Source organism: Bacillus haikouensis (assembly GCF_013179555.1).
GTDB lineage: Bacteria > Bacillota > Bacilli > Bacillales > Bacillaceae_B > Rossellomorea > Rossellomorea haikouensis_A.
This window is the reverse complement of sequence record NZ_JABMCR010000098.1, coordinates 1-14,191: the sequence shown is the minus strand read 5'-3', so window position 1 is coordinate 14,191 and position 14,191 is coordinate 1. Positions and strand designations below refer to the sequence as shown.

Annotated in this window: 21 protein-coding genes; 20 read left to right on the top strand and 1 reads right to left on the bottom strand. The window is 38.6% G+C overall.

Annotated features, from left to right (window positions below):
• Positions 1 to 107: 107 nt before the first annotated feature.
• The 9 genes from HP456_RS11215 (at position 108) to HP456_RS11175 (ending at position 5,153) form a co-directional block, all read left to right on the top strand.
• Positions 108 to 626, top strand: a complete 519-nt coding sequence (locus HP456_RS11215; protein ID WP_172251057.1) for a helix-turn-helix transcriptional regulator — start codon at positions 108 to 110, stop codon at positions 624 to 626.
• Positions 623 to 871, top strand: a complete 249-nt coding sequence (locus HP456_RS11210; protein ID WP_172251055.1) for a hypothetical protein — start codon at positions 623 to 625, stop codon at positions 869 to 871. Before HP456_RS11215 ends, HP456_RS11210 begins: the two co-directional genes overlap by 4 nt.
• Before the next feature lie 218 nt (positions 872 to 1,089).
• Positions 1,090 to 1,305 carry a YqaI family protein gene (locus tag HP456_RS11205; protein ID WP_172251053.1) on the top strand — a complete coding sequence of 72 codons (216 nt, stop codon included), beginning with the start codon at positions 1,090 to 1,092 and terminating at the stop codon, positions 1,303 to 1,305.
• 109 nt (positions 1,306 to 1,414) lie between these two features.
• On the top strand, positions 1,415 to 2,356 hold the full coding sequence (locus HP456_RS11200; protein WP_172251051.1) for a YqaJ viral recombinase family nuclease: 942 nt from the start codon (positions 1,415 to 1,417) through the stop codon (positions 2,354 to 2,356).
• Positions 2,356 to 3,201, top strand: a complete 846-nt coding sequence (locus HP456_RS11195) for a recombinase RecT (protein ID WP_172251049.1) — start codon at positions 2,356 to 2,358, stop codon at positions 3,199 to 3,201. The genes HP456_RS11200 and HP456_RS11195 overlap by 1 nt, the downstream gene beginning before the upstream one ends.
• Positions 3,202 to 3,369: 168 nt before the next feature.
• Positions 3,370 to 3,633 (top strand): AbrB/MazE/SpoVT family DNA-binding domain-containing protein, encoded by a 264-nt coding sequence (locus HP456_RS25780; RefSeq protein WP_172251047.1) that lies wholly within the window; start codon positions 3,370 to 3,372, stop codon positions 3,631 to 3,633.
• Between the two features lie 12 nt (positions 3,634 to 3,645).
• Positions 3,646 to 4,503: a DnaD domain-containing protein gene (locus HP456_RS11185; protein ID WP_172251045.1), complete on the top strand. Its 858-nt coding sequence runs from the start codon at positions 3,646 to 3,648 to the stop codon at positions 4,501 to 4,503.
• A 4-nt stretch (positions 4,504 to 4,507) separates the two neighbouring features.
• Entirely contained in the window at positions 4,508 to 4,714 is a 207-nt protein-coding gene (locus HP456_RS11180; protein WP_172251043.1) for a hypothetical protein, read from the top strand.
• A gap of 7 nt (positions 4,715 to 4,721) precedes the next feature.
• A complete protein-coding gene (locus HP456_RS11175; protein ID WP_172251061.1) occupies positions 4,722 to 5,153 on the top strand; it encodes a RusA family crossover junction endodeoxyribonuclease in 432 nt (143 codons plus the stop codon).
• Between the two features lie 856 nt (positions 5,154 to 6,009).
• Here the strand turns inward: HP456_RS11175 and HP456_RS11170 are convergent.
• Positions 6,010 to 6,456, bottom strand: coding sequence for a hypothetical protein (locus HP456_RS11170; protein WP_172251041.1), 447 nt, complete (start codon positions 6,454 to 6,456; stop codon positions 6,010 to 6,012).
• A gap of 75 nt (positions 6,457 to 6,531) precedes the next feature.
• Here HP456_RS11170 and HP456_RS11165 point away from each other — a divergent pair, with 75 nt between their 5' ends.
• From HP456_RS11165 to HP456_RS11115, 11 genes are all read left to right on the top strand, one after another.
• The gene (locus HP456_RS11165; RefSeq protein WP_172251039.1) at positions 6,532 to 6,732 is read left to right on the top strand and encodes an XtrA/YqaO family protein; all 201 of its coding nucleotides are present in this window, start codon (positions 6,532 to 6,534) and stop codon (positions 6,730 to 6,732) included.
• Positions 6,733 to 6,738: 6 nt separating this feature from the next.
• Positions 6,739 to 7,263 carry a hypothetical protein gene (locus HP456_RS11160; protein ID WP_172251037.1) on the top strand — a complete coding sequence of 175 codons (525 nt, stop codon included), beginning with the start codon at positions 6,739 to 6,741 and terminating at the stop codon, positions 7,261 to 7,263.
• A gap of 4 nt (positions 7,264 to 7,267) precedes the next feature.
• Complete coding sequence (locus HP456_RS11155) at positions 7,268 to 7,846, top strand: hypothetical protein (RefSeq protein WP_172251035.1); 579 nt, start codon at positions 7,268 to 7,270, stop codon at positions 7,844 to 7,846.
• Positions 7,847 to 7,941: 95 nt separating this feature from the next.
• Positions 7,942 to 8,442 carry a sigma factor-like helix-turn-helix DNA-binding protein gene (locus HP456_RS11150; RefSeq protein WP_172251033.1) on the top strand — a complete coding sequence of 167 codons (501 nt, stop codon included), beginning with the start codon at positions 7,942 to 7,944 and terminating at the stop codon, positions 8,440 to 8,442.
• A gap of 99 nt (positions 8,443 to 8,541) precedes the next feature.
• Complete coding sequence (locus HP456_RS11145) at positions 8,542 to 8,835, top strand: hypothetical protein (protein ID WP_172251031.1); 294 nt, start codon at positions 8,542 to 8,544, stop codon at positions 8,833 to 8,835.
• A gap of 79 nt (positions 8,836 to 8,914) precedes the next feature.
• On the top strand, positions 8,915 to 9,343 hold the full coding sequence (locus HP456_RS11140) for a terminase small subunit (RefSeq protein WP_172251029.1): 429 nt from the start codon (positions 8,915 to 8,917) through the stop codon (positions 9,341 to 9,343).
• Positions 9,333 to 10,619 carry a PBSX family phage terminase large subunit gene (locus HP456_RS11135; RefSeq protein WP_172251027.1) on the top strand — a complete coding sequence of 429 codons (1,287 nt, stop codon included), beginning with the start codon at positions 9,333 to 9,335 and terminating at the stop codon, positions 10,617 to 10,619. Before HP456_RS11140 ends, HP456_RS11135 begins: the two co-directional genes overlap by 11 nt.
• 10 nt (positions 10,620 to 10,629) lie before the next feature.
• Complete coding sequence (locus HP456_RS11130; protein WP_246288952.1) at positions 10,630 to 12,075, top strand: phage portal protein; 1,446 nt, start codon at positions 10,630 to 10,632, stop codon at positions 12,073 to 12,075.
• A gap of 10 nt (positions 12,076 to 12,085) precedes the next feature.
• Positions 12,086 to 13,036: a minor capsid protein gene (locus tag HP456_RS11125; RefSeq protein ID WP_172251025.1), complete on the top strand. Its 951-nt coding sequence runs from the start codon at positions 12,086 to 12,088 to the stop codon at positions 13,034 to 13,036.
• Between the two features lie 133 nt (positions 13,037 to 13,169).
• On the top strand, positions 13,170 to 13,835 hold the full coding sequence (locus HP456_RS11120) for a DUF4355 domain-containing protein (RefSeq protein ID WP_172251023.1): 666 nt from the start codon (positions 13,170 to 13,172) through the stop codon (positions 13,833 to 13,835).
• 15 nt (positions 13,836 to 13,850) lie between these two features.
• Positions 13,851 to 14,191, top strand: a 341-nt coding sequence (locus HP456_RS11115; protein WP_172251021.1) for a phage major capsid protein, incomplete at its 3' end; no start/stop codon positions are given.

Here is a 14,191-nt window from a genome sequence, read left to right as displayed (position 1 = left end):
AATTCTTGAAGAGCGTAAAAAGAAATCTGAAAAAGTAAGTTAACTTCATTTTATGAAATAAACCCGAACATTAAAATCCATATATAGGTAAAGGAAGGAGCAACCTTATGAAAGTCATGGAAGGGGAGGAGCTTGCTAGTGCGAGAAAGCGCCAAGGACTAACGCAGCACCAACTATCATTTAAGCTTCCAATTTCAAGAGAAAGCATTGCCAAGTACGAAACAGGGAGACAACGTTTCCCAAAGGACTTGAGATCCATTACAGCTGAAGCCATTGACGATGAAGAATACTACTTTGTCAGATGGAACGAATCAGCTGGTGATGTCTCAATCCCATATCTAAACGGAGAATTTATCGAGCACCATCCAACTTCAATGATGATCTTAGTGAAAAGAGAGTCCTTAGAAGCTCTGGATCATTTAGAAAAAGCATGTTGGTACAAGCCGGTACACATTCAAAACGATTTAGAGCGAGAGGAAATGAAGAAAGTTGTATTCGAAGTATTGGATGCTGCAGCAAGCATGATCAACCTCGTCGCTCTGATTTCTAAAGAATATCGCTTCTCCATGGTCCAGATATTCAAACAATGGAGACTAACACTAAAAGCAAGGAGGTTGCAGAAGTGAGTGTACAAACATTTATGAAAGAAGATTTACGCAAGGCAGCTCAACATCAAAGAGGCTCTTGGAACTCGATTCAAGCAATAGAAGAAAACTTGCAAGAAGGAAAATATAAAGAAGCTATGCTTTCCACAGTTGATTTACTCAACTCAATAAGAGAGCTTGATAGATTAGCCGAAAAGAAAGTAAAGCAGGATGAACTTGAGTACATTACTCAAACATTTGTAAATGTGATGTTGAAACGAAGATAGGAGGGAGTGAATGAATTGAAAATCAAAGCAGGCGAATGGTTAAGACTTACTTCATTTGAAAAGTCGCTCTTACTTAGAAGTAAAAGTAAAAAAGCAGCAAGCTAAGGTAGGCACCAAAGCTTACTGCATCTCACTATTTTATGCGCAATTAGAATTATATAACTTGCAAGATCTTAAATGCAACTTTCATGCATTACCAATTTAAGGAGGTGAAGCAAATGCTTGAACATCCGGATATCACAAGGGTAGAGAGACATGGGTATACCAATATGGTTTCTCAGCCGGAACACAACGGAATTGATTTCTTTGGAAATGAGATCTTGATTGGAGATTCTATTGTAACTGATCCAGATAACGGTGAAGTCATCTTGGAAGAAAACTTAGAGGATTATTTGATTGAAAAATGTAAGTTTCATTTCTCAATAGCAGAGTAAAGACCTGTGCTGGCACACAGGTCTAGTTGGAAAGAGGGGTTAACCCTCAAAGAAAAAGTTTATTTCATTCTATAGTACTTTGAAAACTAAATCAATCGGAGGGGAATTTATGCCAGCTGTATTAGCAACCACAACTGAAATGAATCGTAAAGAATGGTTAGAAATGCGTCGAAAAGGAATAGGGGGATCCGATGCTTCTATTATCCTCGGACTTAATAAATATAAAACACCTTTTGAATTATGGCTTGAAAAGACTGGCCAGGTCATTGTAGAGGACTCATCAAGCGAAGCTGCTTATTTCGGAAACCTATTTGAGGATATGGTCGCAAAAGAATTTGAAGCACGGATGGGAAAGAAAGTACGAAAACGAAATGCGATCTTGCAGCATCCTGATCATGAATTTATCATCGCTAACATCGACCGAAAGGTAGTTGGTGAAGACGCTCTCCTAGAATGTAAAACAGCTAACCAGTTCTTGTTGAAAGAATGGGAAAGTGAAGAGATCCCTGAATCCTATCTTGTCCAGGTCCAGCACTATTTAGGTGTACTGGGCTACCCAAAAGCATACATCGCGGTATTGGTAGGCGGGAACAAGTTCATCTGCAAAGAAGTCGAACGGGACGAGGAATTGATTAACATCATCTTCGAAGCAGAGAAGCATTTCTGGCAGTACCATGTGATCGAAGGAAACCCACCGGCATTAGACGGATCCAGTGCAGCTGAAAAGTACTTGAAAGAAAAATACTCAGCTGCGGAAAAAGGAAAAACCATTGAACTCAAAGGTGCAAATAAAGACCGGATCCTGGAATACTTTGACTTAAAGAAAACAATTAGCGAACTAGAAAAGCAAAAGAAACATATACAACATGATCTGCAGCATGAACTAAAAGAAGCTGAGTTAGGATTTTGCTCTAATTATGAAATCGCCTGGAAGCCAATTGAATCAAATCGAGTCGATTCTAAGCTATTAAAAGAGAAGTTCCCCAATATCTATAAAGAAGTCATCAAAAAGAGTTCTTACAGACGATTTGATATCAAGGAGGCTAAATAATGGCCACCAATCAATCTCTTAAAACTCAATTAGCAAATAAGAATGGACAAGCTCCTTCTACTCAAGGAACGACCATGAAAAGCTTACTTGCGAGTCCAACAGTCATTAAACGTTTTGAAGAGGTTTTAGGTAAACGAGCAACACAGTTTACCGCCTCGATCCTTAGTCTATACAACAGCGAAAAGATGCTGCAGAAGGCAGAACCTATGTCGGTTATCTCTTCGGCTATGATTGCAGCTACTCTAGATTTACCAGTAGATAAGAATTTAGGGTATGCCTGGATTGTCCCGTATGGGGGCAAAGCACAGTTTCAGCTTGGATATAAAGGCTACATTCAATTAGCCCTTAGAACAGGTCAGTATCGATTTATAAACGTTACTCCCATCCATGAAGGGGAGTTACTCAAATGGAATCCTCTTACAGAGGAAATCGATATCGATTTTGAGCAAAGAGAATCAGAAGCAGTCATTGGGTATGCAGCTTATTTTGAATTACTGAATGGATTTAGGAAGACAGTTTACTGGACCAAGGAGCATGTAGAGAAGCATCGAAAGAAGTTCAGTAAATCAGACTTCGGTTGGAAGAATGACTGGGATGCTATGGCCATGAAAACAGTGTTGAAGAATCTCTTATCAAAGTGGGGGATCCTCTCAGTCGAAATGCAGAAGGCTGTTATGGAAGATAATGAAGATCGCGAGCTCAAAGATATTACTCCAGATGAAGACGACAACACGATCGAATACGAAATTCATGAAGAGAAACCGGAAGATCCACCAAAGGAATCAACCTCAAAGAAAAGCAAAAAAGATTCAGCACAAGACACGATTGACATGAAATTTGATTAACCAGGAAGTCCCTTACAAAGTCCTTCTCCCTAAATGGATCTGGGAGAAGGCTAAGAGTAAGGAAGAACTTAAGTCATTGATTCTGCAGTATATGAAGAGATATCCGCACTATCATGTAAGTGGAATACAAAACGGAAAAGCAATATGCGAAAGAAAGGAAGATGAAGCATGAAAGCAACTGGAATTGTAAGAAAGATCGATGAATTAGGAAGAGTCGTTATTCCAAAGGAAGTCAGGAAGACCCAAGGGTTACACACAGGTACACCTTTAGAAATGTTTATAGGGCATGGAGGAATCATCTTTAGACCATATCAAACAGATGTAACCAAACAGAATACACTTACCTGGCTCGAGACTGCCTTACAAGATGCAACGAATGCAGAAGATAGGGAATCCATAGAAGCTGCGATTTCATATGTTAAACAAGCTTAAGAGGGTGATAGTTTGAATTACCTTAAGGAACTGAAAGCTTTTAAGGATTGGCTGCTGCTGAACGATCTTAATACCAGCGCAATTGCGTTATGGCACACACTAATGGCTATAAACAATATGGCTGGCTGGAAAGAACGATTCAATGCGCCCAACTCCACAGTAGAGAAATTGACTGGCCTTTCAAAACAAGGGCTGGTCAATGCTCGAATAAAGCTCATTGAGAACGAACTGATCGAATATGAAAAAGGCAAAAAAGGAAAGGCTCCAATCTATAAGGTAAAGTCATTGGTCAACTCAGTTGACCAATCGCTATACCAATCCGATACCCAATCGTTATACCAATCTGGATACCAATCCGATGACCAACAGTTGACCATACCTAAACATAAACTAAACAAAACGAAACTAAAAGAAGATGTAGGAGAAGAGGCGCGTGTATCTCCCAATCCATTTCAGTTTTACGAACAAGAAGGATTTGGTGTGTTAGGTGGTTATATACCCCAAAAGATTGTCGGCTGGTGTGGTGATCTTTCTGAGAGTCTGGTCTTGGAGGCGATGAAGATTGCTGTTGAACAGGGGACTAAGAAGTGGGGGTACGTTGAAGCCATTCTTAAAAACTGGTCCCAGAAAGGGATTAAGACGGTAGAGCAGTGTCAAGCCGAGCAGAAGCAATACAAAGAGCAAAGGTCTCAGCGATCGCCAAATAAAGCCGGTGGGAAAGTACGACCAATCCGAAAGGAAATGTTGCCTGATTGGTTTGAGGATGGTAAATCAAGTGAGGATTCACCTTCCGGAGGCTCAGATGACTATGACTTCGAGAAAGAAAAAGAAAAGCTGCAGGCTGAATTATTAGCATATAGGAGGGGGTAATGGGATGGGTGTTTTGTATAACACGGTTAAACAAAAACAGGATGCAGAGGCGCAGGTCATGATTGATGATCTGTTAGGCTTGGGTATTACCAGGGCACGAACCGGAGAGAGCATATACGAATTGAACTATTATGACTTGAGATATGAGCTTGCCGTCGCTGCTGTTACCCAGGCGAACCAATCCAGAGAAAACGAAAGGAGGACTGAATAGAGTGGAAATAATTAATTTTACTGTATATGGGACTCCTATTGCCCAGGGCAGGCCGCGGTTTAGCTCTAAGGCTGGAATGGTTAAAGCATACGATCCTAAAAAGTCAAAGGACTTTAAGAAGTATGTAAAGCTTGTTGCTGCAGAACATAGACCGGTGAAACCACTAGAAGGACCACTCCAGTTATTTATCAGGGTGTTTAAGCCATCGCTTAAGAGCTTTAGTAAAAAGAAGCTTGCAGCTGCCGAAAGTGGGGAGTTAAGACCAATTACGAAACCTGATGTAGATAATTACGTGAAGGGTATTAAGGACGCTTGTAATGGGGTCCTATGGAGGGATGATAGTCAGATTGTAGAGCTGTTAGCCAGTAAGTGGTACAGCGAGACACCGAGGATTGAAATTATGGTGGTGCCAGTAAAAGAAAAGGGAGAGACGGCTTAACGATCGTCTCTCCTTTAAGAAAGTTTGGACTTCTAAGATTTTCTAAGGCTCATGATTAAATAATAATTCGGCGCTTTTCTTTAAGTGAAGTCTTTTGATGAATGGCAGCCTCAATCATTCTTATAAAATCTATTGACGTCCCAACTCTTTTTGAGTCAATTAATATTTCTCTTAGTTTTTCCTCTGGCAAAGCAGTTAACCCATTCAAAAGAATCACCGTCCATAAGAAGTATCGTTACTATTTTACTAGTATATTACACAATTATGTAATTGTACAAGGGGTTATACTTTTTTCTCAATTTCTGTTTTATGGACCAGTTTACAGTTACTCATTCTGTCTTTAGAAATTTCCAAGTAATCAGTTTCATAAATCCAATGAACCGAATACTCTTCGTTGTTGTATATAACTTTATCACCAATGTTAAGAATCATAAATTACCTCTCTAAAATTATTTGTAGGTATATAATACCATTAAAACCAAGAGAGGGTAACTTAGATAATCTATCAATTTAGTGGGTTTTAGAAACTGAGACCTCCTTGTTCTTTATTAATTGGGAGGAAATATTCATCTGAGAATAATGATGAAATGGCGAATTAGCAGAGATCTTGTGGTCTAATTTTTTCAGCGATTGTGTGGATTTCTGTAATGATCAATTCTTTTTGTTTAGGACATTCACAACTATAAAACTCTTTGAATAGTAATCCTAATTCCTTGATACTCTTTAATGTTTCTGATTCTTTCATACCATCACCTAATACAACTATAATCCTAGATTTAGAAGATGTAAATATATAGAAAAAGTATTAAATATTCAAAATAAAATGTGAAAAGCCAGGATCTCTCCCGGCGCGCACTTAACTTGAAAGTTCAACTTCCTTAGTATTCTTTTTCCTTTTGATTCTAAGTAAGAGCAAAATGTGAAGGTAAATTTGCGCAGGGATGAACACAGCCATAAAACCTGGTAGGTAGAATTGAAACCCGTATGGCAAGGAATGTAAGAGATAACTTGCAAGTGTATAAATCAAAAATTGTAGTAAATATTTGGATTTTAAAAATGAAATAAGATTATTTTTCTTCAGGAGATAATCTGCTAATAGTGTTGTTGGAATACCAATCTTACCGTAGATAATAACAGCATAAATAGTGAAAATAATATAAAAGATTATGTTATTTTCGGGGTTATCCTTATCGCCTTGTGGATCTATTAAGTAATCACTTAGTAATAAAATAAACAAGGATAGTGGGGAAGAAATAACTATTGCCAAGATAATCTGAAGGAAGTACTTAAACTTATTGTCCATATAAACACCTCTAAAAGTAAATAGCCAGGATCTCTCCCGGCCAGTCAATTAAATTATACCATAGGAGGGGTCTTGGTGAGACTATCAGACTTAGAAATTAACCCTAGTACTTTAAAACTAGAAATTGATATAATGGATAAAGAAGGAAGTTTTGCTGTTGTGGTCTGTGATGGGAAGGCGAAGGTTGCGGAGCTGCCTGCTCATGGTGAGACGAAGATCGTTACGCACCAGGGCAAAGTCAAAAGGGTTAAGTTTGATGAGGGGGAAGAGTTTTAATAAGCTATGGAAAATTTATTTAGAAATTTGTTTTATGAAACCAAAGATACAATGAAATACCTTAAGCGATTAGAAGGAAAAACAGGAAAAGTAAAAAATTTTAACGACATTGAATATCTAAAAAAAATAATTAAAGATAATCACACAAAATCAGAAATTAGTTATTTTATCGAAGATCTTGAAACAACAAATTCAATACTAAAAAATTTATCTAATCAGATTATTAGTTGGATTATAACTACAATTGGATTCATGATCACACTCACGATTGCTGTTTTTGTTCTATTTGGAAACATCGGTATCAAATTAGTTGATTTAAATAAGGATACAATTGGTTTGATTGAAGCTTTTGATTTTATTGACTTAGTATTTGTTCTTATAAGTACTTCATTCTTATCTATTTGTCTATTAATATTTCTTTATAGTTACTTCTTAGGGATAAAGAGAAATAAATACTTGAGGATTTTAAAAAGTATACAGTTTGAAGAAGTAAATAAAGCAGTAAAGTCTATATATAGAAAGGTTAGATAATAAAATGGAGGTTGGCTCCTTAATAATTGATGTCATAAAGTCGAAATATTTCTTTAGTTTTATCTTTGGATCTATTGGTGGCTCATTATTATCTTTATTTATTAACTATAAATTAAAATACTGGGGAGTTTTAAGTTCATCAGTAATTTTAAGGGAAATAGATTTTTACTATAATGACTATGGGGTATCGAAAGATACAGATAGAAATAATGCAGAAGAGCTATTAATAAATTTTGATATTGAATTTTATAACGGAACAGAAACACAGAAGTGTGTAACTGATATAAGGGGAAGCTTTTATAAACAATTATCGCTAATTACAGATGGCTTTCTTGTTCAAAAAAAAATGTTAAACGTGTCGGAAATTCTTAATGAAGTTTACATTGAACCAAAACAATATAAAAGAGTTGAGTGTTGTATCATGGTAGGCAATAGAGGGCCTGTATTAGATGAAATAATTAAAGGTTTCGACAGTGTAATCATAGAATATCAGGAAATTCAACATAAAAAGAAACTAAAGAAGAAAAGCCAAAAACTTCAATTTTCAATTAATGACGAGCAAAAGTCTAGTGGGGGTCATTAATTGTAGTTCTACCAGCCAACTGGAGGACACCAATCAAGTACCGATAATTTCGGTACTTGATTGGTGTCCTTTTCATTTTAAACAGAGGTGATTGTATGGAAAAGCTTCTTTCAAGCTATAAAGAGAATTTATCAAAAGCCAAAAGAATGATTGAAAAAGCTTCTGATCGAGATAAATCACTGCTTAATGGAATGATAAGAGACCTGCAGTATGCTATTGAATGGATGGAAACCGGGAGGCAGCCAATGAATAAAAGAGGAGTAGAAAGATTAGCTGCTTATCAAAGAGAAAGACCTTTTGATCCATTGTTGATGCAAAGATTTTTTAGGAGCCAAGGTGAGACGTATCCCTGGGAGGATGCAGAAAATGAGAGTGTAATTTCTTCTGCAGAACAAGAAATGATAGAAGATGCTTTATCTGTCCTTACTGCTAAAGAAAAAGAAGTATATCTTATGTCCCGTGGCCACTGCTTATCATATAGTCAGATTGCGAATTACTTGTGCATCAGCTCTAGCAGTGTTCAAACAATGATTGAGAGAGCAGAAAAGAAAATTTCTAAAAGGAGGTTTGGAAGTCTCTTCTGTCTGAGTAGTTAATTATGTCGTGAAAATGCCACTATATATTAGAAGACGTAATAAATTCAGAAGGAAAATATCTCCTTTTGTCGAAAAATAATAATAAGGGGGTAGAGTATTATGAATTCAAACCTAAATTATTCATTAAGTATAAACTCGGATAAAGATAGAAATAGTTGGGATTTACCGTATGACAAAGCTAAGAATATTTATAAAATCCTCGAAGAAGAATTTAAGGATTACACATATGTTCGTTCCACAGATATTCCCACCACAGATATTGTTCAAATGACCATCAATACATCATACTCCGGAAAAGTGCCTTCTGGTGCAATGGCATCTTTTGTCCCTGAAACTTGGTTCAAAAAAGAGGTATATGAAAAGTTGCTAGACCGAGTAGAAAAAGAAATTTAGAAGCATCCGTATTGGATGCTTTTTCTATTTGCAGTTTCACTTTGTAGTTGGAGGTGGGTGTTATGTGGTGATGTCTATAATGACAGAAAAACAAAGACGTTTTGCAGATGAATATGTAAAAACAGGTAACATATCTGGATCATATAAAATTGCATATCCAAGTGTTAAAAAGGATTCAGCAGCAAGAGCTTCAGGAAGTAGGCTGCTAACAAAAGCTAACGTGAGAGCATATATTGACGAACGCTTAGAGGAATTAAAGAAAGAATCAATCGCTGAACAGGATGAAATCCTTCAGTTCCTCACTTCCGTGATGCGCGGAGAGTATACCGAACAGATACCTGTAGGTGTCGGAGAAGGTGCCCAGCAGTTAGAGGACAAGGATACATACATGAAAGATCGTGTTAAAGCAGCAGAACTCTTAGGAAAGCGATATGTCATGTGGACCGATAAGCAGCAGGTTGAAACCGTCACTCCTGTTTTTGTAGAGGATGTACCTGATGAAGACTAAGCAGCAACGAATCTCCATCAAGCAGAAGATAGGTGGAGGGTACAACCGATTCTGGAACAACAAGCAATTTTACCGGGTTGTTAAAGGCTCCCGGGGAAGTAAGAAATCGAAAACGACTGCATTAAATTTCATTCACCGGATCATGAAATATTCTTGGGCAAACTTACTAGTTGTCCGGCGGTATTCCAACACCAACAAACAATCCACCTATACTGATTTAAAATGGGCAGCCACGCAATTAGGGGTTGCCCATTTATTTAAGTTCAATGAATCGATGCCAGAGATCACGTATATGCCTACTGGCCAGAAAATATTGTTCAGGGGTTTGGATGATGAACTGAAAATTACATCGATCACAGTGGATGTCGGGATATTGTGCTGGGCTTGGTTTGAGGAATGCTACCAGATTGAAACGGAAGCAAAGTTTCGAACAGTAGTGGAATCCATACGTGGTAGCTATGATGATCCTGAGTTCTTTAAACAGGTTACCGTGACGTTTAACCCCTGGTCTGAGAGACATTGGCTTAAGAAGGTCTTCTTCGATGAAGATACCCGGGAGAAAGATACTTTTGCCATTACTACGACCTTCAGGGTGAATGAATGGCTGGATGATGTTGACCGCGCTAGATATGAGAATCTCTATAGAACGAATCCTCGACGTGCCAGGATAGTCTGTGATGGCGATTGGGGAGTGGCAGAAGGTCTAGTCTTCGATAACTTCCATGTGGTTGATTTCGATATTAAACAAAAGATAAAAGAGATTCAAGAAACGGCTCACGGTATGGACTTTGGATTTACAAACGATCCAACGACATTACCAAGTTCTGTGGTTGATCTTAAGAATAAAGAGCTTTGGATCTACGATGAACACTATGAGAAAGCGATGTTAACCGAAGACATATACAAGATGATTGTGAGAAAAGGACTTCTTAAATCAGTCATCACAGCTGACTCTGCAGAACGTCGTTTGATTCAAGAATTAATAAACAAAGGTGTTCGACGGATGAGAGCTTCAGTCAAAGGGAAAGGCAGCGTGAATCAAGGGATATTATTCATTCAAGGATTCAAGGTGTACATTCATCCTACATGTGAACACACGATTGAAGAATTTAATACTTATACATTTGATCAGGATAAAGACGGTAAGTGGTTGAATACACCGATTGATGCAAATAACCATATTATTGATGCACTCCGTTACAGCCTGGAACAGTACCACTTGGGAGTGGCCAAGAAAGGCGATACGTATAATGCTTTAAAAGGATTGGGTTTATAGGAGGTGGAAAATGAATCACGTTAATTATTTTGAGCTTGGAGAAGACTCAACAGGTAAAATGGGGAAAAAGAGGCGGTTCAGTAAAGAAGCAAACATTCAGTATACGTTTGATTCTGTAGAAGAGCTGGTACAAGATACAAAAGAACTGTCAGCGATATTAAAACATCATATTGAACACCAACGTCCAAGGCTCACTGTCTTGGACGATTATTATCTTGGGGAGAACACAACTATCTCAGAAGCCAACAGGCGGAAAGAAGATGACAAGGCCGATCACCGGGCCAAGCACAATTATGCTAAGTATGTATCTAACTTCATGCAGGGATTCTTTGTTGGTGTGCCTGTTTCAGTACGCCATAAGGATAAGACCACTCAAGAGAAAATTAATGATATCAACGAGATAATCGAAGATGCAGCGCTTAATGCAGATATTGTTCTTGATTTATCAATCTACGGACGGGCATATGAACTGATCCACCGGAACCAGCAGGATCAGACCAAAGTATATCTGTCTTCACCATTAGAAACTTTCTTAATCTACGACACTACGATTGAGAAGAACGTGATTGCTGGGGTCCGATACTTCTCGGTTGGTTATGGTGGTCAACGAAGGATTAAAGTTATCCTTTATACTGACAAGAAAATCTACACGTATTTCACCTCCAACATGGGTGACTATAATTTGACGCTTGAAAGTGAGGTTGATCATCCATTCGCGGAAGTCCCGATTAATGAACACAGTAACAATCGTTTCCGCCAGGGGGACTTCGAGAATATCTTGGACTTAATCGATTTATATGATGCAGCACAATCTGATACAGCAAACTATATGACAGATCTGAATGATGCAATGCTGAAGATTCTCGGTAATGTAGAACTGGACGCAACCGAAGCGAAGAAGATGAAAGAGGCAAATATCATCTTTCTAAAGCCAACTCAAAACGCTGACGGTGCTGAAGGCCGGGTGGAAGCTGACTATATTTATAAGCAGTATGATGTGTCTGGAAGTGAAGCATATAAGGGCAGACTTCAAACGGACATTCACAAATTCACTAATACACCAGACCTGAATGACGAAAACTTTGCCGGTCAGCAAACGGGCGAGGCAATGAAGTACAAGCTATTCGGCCTGGAACAAATACGGATCAACAAAGAACGATTATTTAAAAGGTCTCTCAATCGACGTTACAAGCTGATCAACAATGTCATGCACTTAGCGAGTGAAGCCGGAAAAGGGGAGTTTACAGGATTAACCTATAAGTTTACTCCTAACCTTCCTAAGAGCACCAAAGAGGCAGTTGACATGTTTAATGCACTCGGTGGTGAGCTGTCACAGGAAACCAAGCTGAAGATCATTCCTATGATTGTAGAAAATCCGGAAGAGGAAGAAAAGAGAATTACAAGTGAAAGGGCCAAACAAAGACAATCGATGTCCTCCGAGTATATGAAGAATTGAGGTGTGCTAGATGCCTGATAAAGAAAGCTACTGGGTGAAAAGGGAAAGAGACAACATCAAGCGTGAACAAATGAAAGATGAAGAGGTATCAAGAAAATTAAAAGAGATCATTGATGATGCTCTTCGCGAAATAGAAAAAGAAATTAATGCATTTTATTCCCGGTATGCAGAAAAAAATACAATATCGTTAGCTGAAGCTAAAAAGAGAGTTCCCGAATTTGATGTTCAATCATTCGAAAGAACAGCTGCACGATATGTGAGGGAGAAGGACTTCTCTCCGAAAGCGAATAAAGAGCTCTTCACCTACAATACAAAGATGAGGATAAACCGGCAGGAGCTTCTCATGATGTACTTGAATGCTCACCTGGTATCGATGACGAATGAGCAAGAAAAGACCTTTCAAGAATATTTGGATCAGGCGGGAATATCTGAAGTGTTAAGGCAAGCCGGGATCTTAGGAGTCAACATGGCAATCACCACACCGACTCTTAAATCGATTGTCGGAGCTTCATTTTATGGTGCCAAGTGGTCTTCAAGGATATGGGGAGATATGAAGGCACTCAGAGAAGAATTGGATGGAATAATCAACAGTGCGATTGTCCGTGGTGTCCATCCAAATAGATATATCAAAAAAATTCGGGAGCGATTTGATGTCAGCTCGTTTGAAGCAAAGAGGTTATTAATCACTGAAACTGCCAGGGTTCAGGTGGAAGCCCAAAAGATATCCTATCAGGCTGTTTCTGATGATGAGGAAGCTGAATATGAATATGTTGCTGTAATGGATGGGAAGACCACAAGAAAATGTAAACTCTTGAATAAGAAAAAATTCAAGGTGAAGGAAATGAAGCCAGGCATCAATGCACCACCCATGCATCCATTTTGCCGGAGTTCAACGGCTCTTGTCTTGGGAGACTGGAGAGAGGAATTTTTCGCAAATGTGAAAGAGAAATACACCTTATAAGAATTTGTGGGAGCGCGTCTTTGAGCACCAGACGTTATAAACAGGCTTATTTGTTTTGACTAAAAACGTGTGAGGACGTGAACGATGGGCGCTTGCGTGTTGTTGCGTGTTCATGGGTTAGGAGGAAATGAAAGTGACAAGACCAATAAATACATTTAATCCTGAATTCTTTAAAAAGCAGCTTGAGCCTTTAAAATTTGATTTGCAGTTTTTCGCTGATGGTGGAGAAGCCAGTGGAGAAAATGGGGGGCAAGGCGCAGGTCAAGGTGAAGACTCTGGGAAAGGAGAAGGGAATGAAAAACTTGAGCTGACCCAGGAAGAGCTTCAGAAAAAAGTTGAAGCTGAGTCGGATCGTAAGCTTGCGAAAGCTCTCGAGAAGAAGCAGAAGGAATGGGAGGCACAACTTGATCAAAGAATCGCTGATGCTAAGAAGGATGCTGAACAGTATGCCAAGATGACTCAGAAAGAAAGAGAAGATGCTGAGTACAAGAAGCGCCTTGAAGCTCTAGATAAGCGAGAGCGTGAATTAAACACGAAGCAGCTTCGTTCTGAAGTAGAAACAGATTTGAAAGATGAGGGACTGCCGGTAGCTTTTGCTGATTCTCTTATTAAGCTTGAAGACAACGAGAAAATCAAAGAAGCAGTGGCCAGTATAAAACAGGAATTCGATGCTGCAGTCAATAATGCGGTGAAGGAAAAGCTTCGTCAGGATCCACCTGAAACGGGCGGTCCAAAAATAAACAACAGTAGCCATACTACTAAAGCAGAAATGGCAAGGAAGAATAGAATCATTAAATAAGAGGAGAGAAATCATATGGGAACAAAATTATTCAAACTTGATCTACAGTACTTTGCACAAACATTTAGCCCAGATAACGTAATGGTTCACGAAGCGAAAGATGGTACGATTCCGGATAAGTACAACACTATGATATTGAATGATGTAATGGAAAACTCCAAGATCATGCAGTTGGGCGTTTATGAGGAAATGACGGATAAAGAAAAGACATTCGAATACTTTGCCGAAGGACCTGGGGCTTACTGGGTAGGTGAGACTGAGAAGATTCAAACTTCAAAACCAACCTTGCTGCAAGTAAAGATGACAGCTAAGAAGCTGGGTGTCATTCTACCAGTTTCCCGAGAGTATCTACAATA

Excerpts from the sequence above, each read along its gene's own strand:
- HP456_RS11205 (WP_172251053.1), top strand. The coding sequence starts at position 1,090 with ATGCTTGAACATCCGGATATCACAAGGGTAGAGAGACATGGGTATACC.
- HP456_RS11130 (WP_246288952.1), top strand. The coding sequence starts at position 10,630 with ATGAATCACGTTAATTATTTTGAGCTTGGAGAAGACTCAACAGGTAAA.
- HP456_RS11170 (WP_172251041.1), bottom strand. The coding sequence starts at position 6,456 with ATGGACAATAAGTTTAAGTACTTCCTTCAGATTATCTTGGCAATAGTT.
- HP456_RS11215 (WP_172251057.1), top strand. The coding sequence starts at position 108 with ATGAAAGTCATGGAAGGGGAGGAGCTTGCTAGTGCGAGAAAGCGCCAA.
- HP456_RS11145 (WP_172251031.1), top strand. The coding sequence starts at position 8,542 with ATGAATTCAAACCTAAATTATTCATTAAGTATAAACTCGGATAAAGAT.
- HP456_RS11155 (WP_172251035.1), top strand. The coding sequence starts at position 7,268 with ATGGAGGTTGGCTCCTTAATAATTGATGTCATAAAGTCGAAATATTTC.
- HP456_RS11160 (WP_172251037.1), top strand. The coding sequence starts at position 6,739 with ATGGAAAATTTATTTAGAAATTTGTTTTATGAAACCAAAGATACAATG.
- HP456_RS11200 (WP_172251051.1), top strand. The coding sequence starts at position 1,415 with ATGCCAGCTGTATTAGCAACCACAACTGAAATGAATCGTAAAGAATGG.
- HP456_RS11195 (WP_172251049.1), top strand. The coding sequence starts at position 2,356 with ATGGCCACCAATCAATCTCTTAAAACTCAATTAGCAAATAAGAATGGA.
- HP456_RS11140 (WP_172251029.1), top strand. The coding sequence starts at position 8,915 with ATGACAGAAAAACAAAGACGTTTTGCAGATGAATATGTAAAAACAGGT.
- HP456_RS11180 (WP_172251043.1), top strand. The coding sequence starts at position 4,508 with ATGGGTGTTTTGTATAACACGGTTAAACAAAAACAGGATGCAGAGGCG.
- HP456_RS11135 (WP_172251027.1), top strand. The coding sequence starts at position 9,333 with ATGAAGACTAAGCAGCAACGAATCTCCATCAAGCAGAAGATAGGTGGA.
- HP456_RS25780 (WP_172251047.1), top strand. The coding sequence starts at position 3,370 with ATGAAAGCAACTGGAATTGTAAGAAAGATCGATGAATTAGGAAGAGTC.
- HP456_RS11150 (WP_172251033.1), top strand. The coding sequence starts at position 7,942 with ATGGAAAAGCTTCTTTCAAGCTATAAAGAGAATTTATCAAAAGCCAAA.
- HP456_RS11125 (WP_172251025.1), top strand. The coding sequence starts at position 12,086 with ATGCCTGATAAAGAAAGCTACTGGGTGAAAAGGGAAAGAGACAACATC.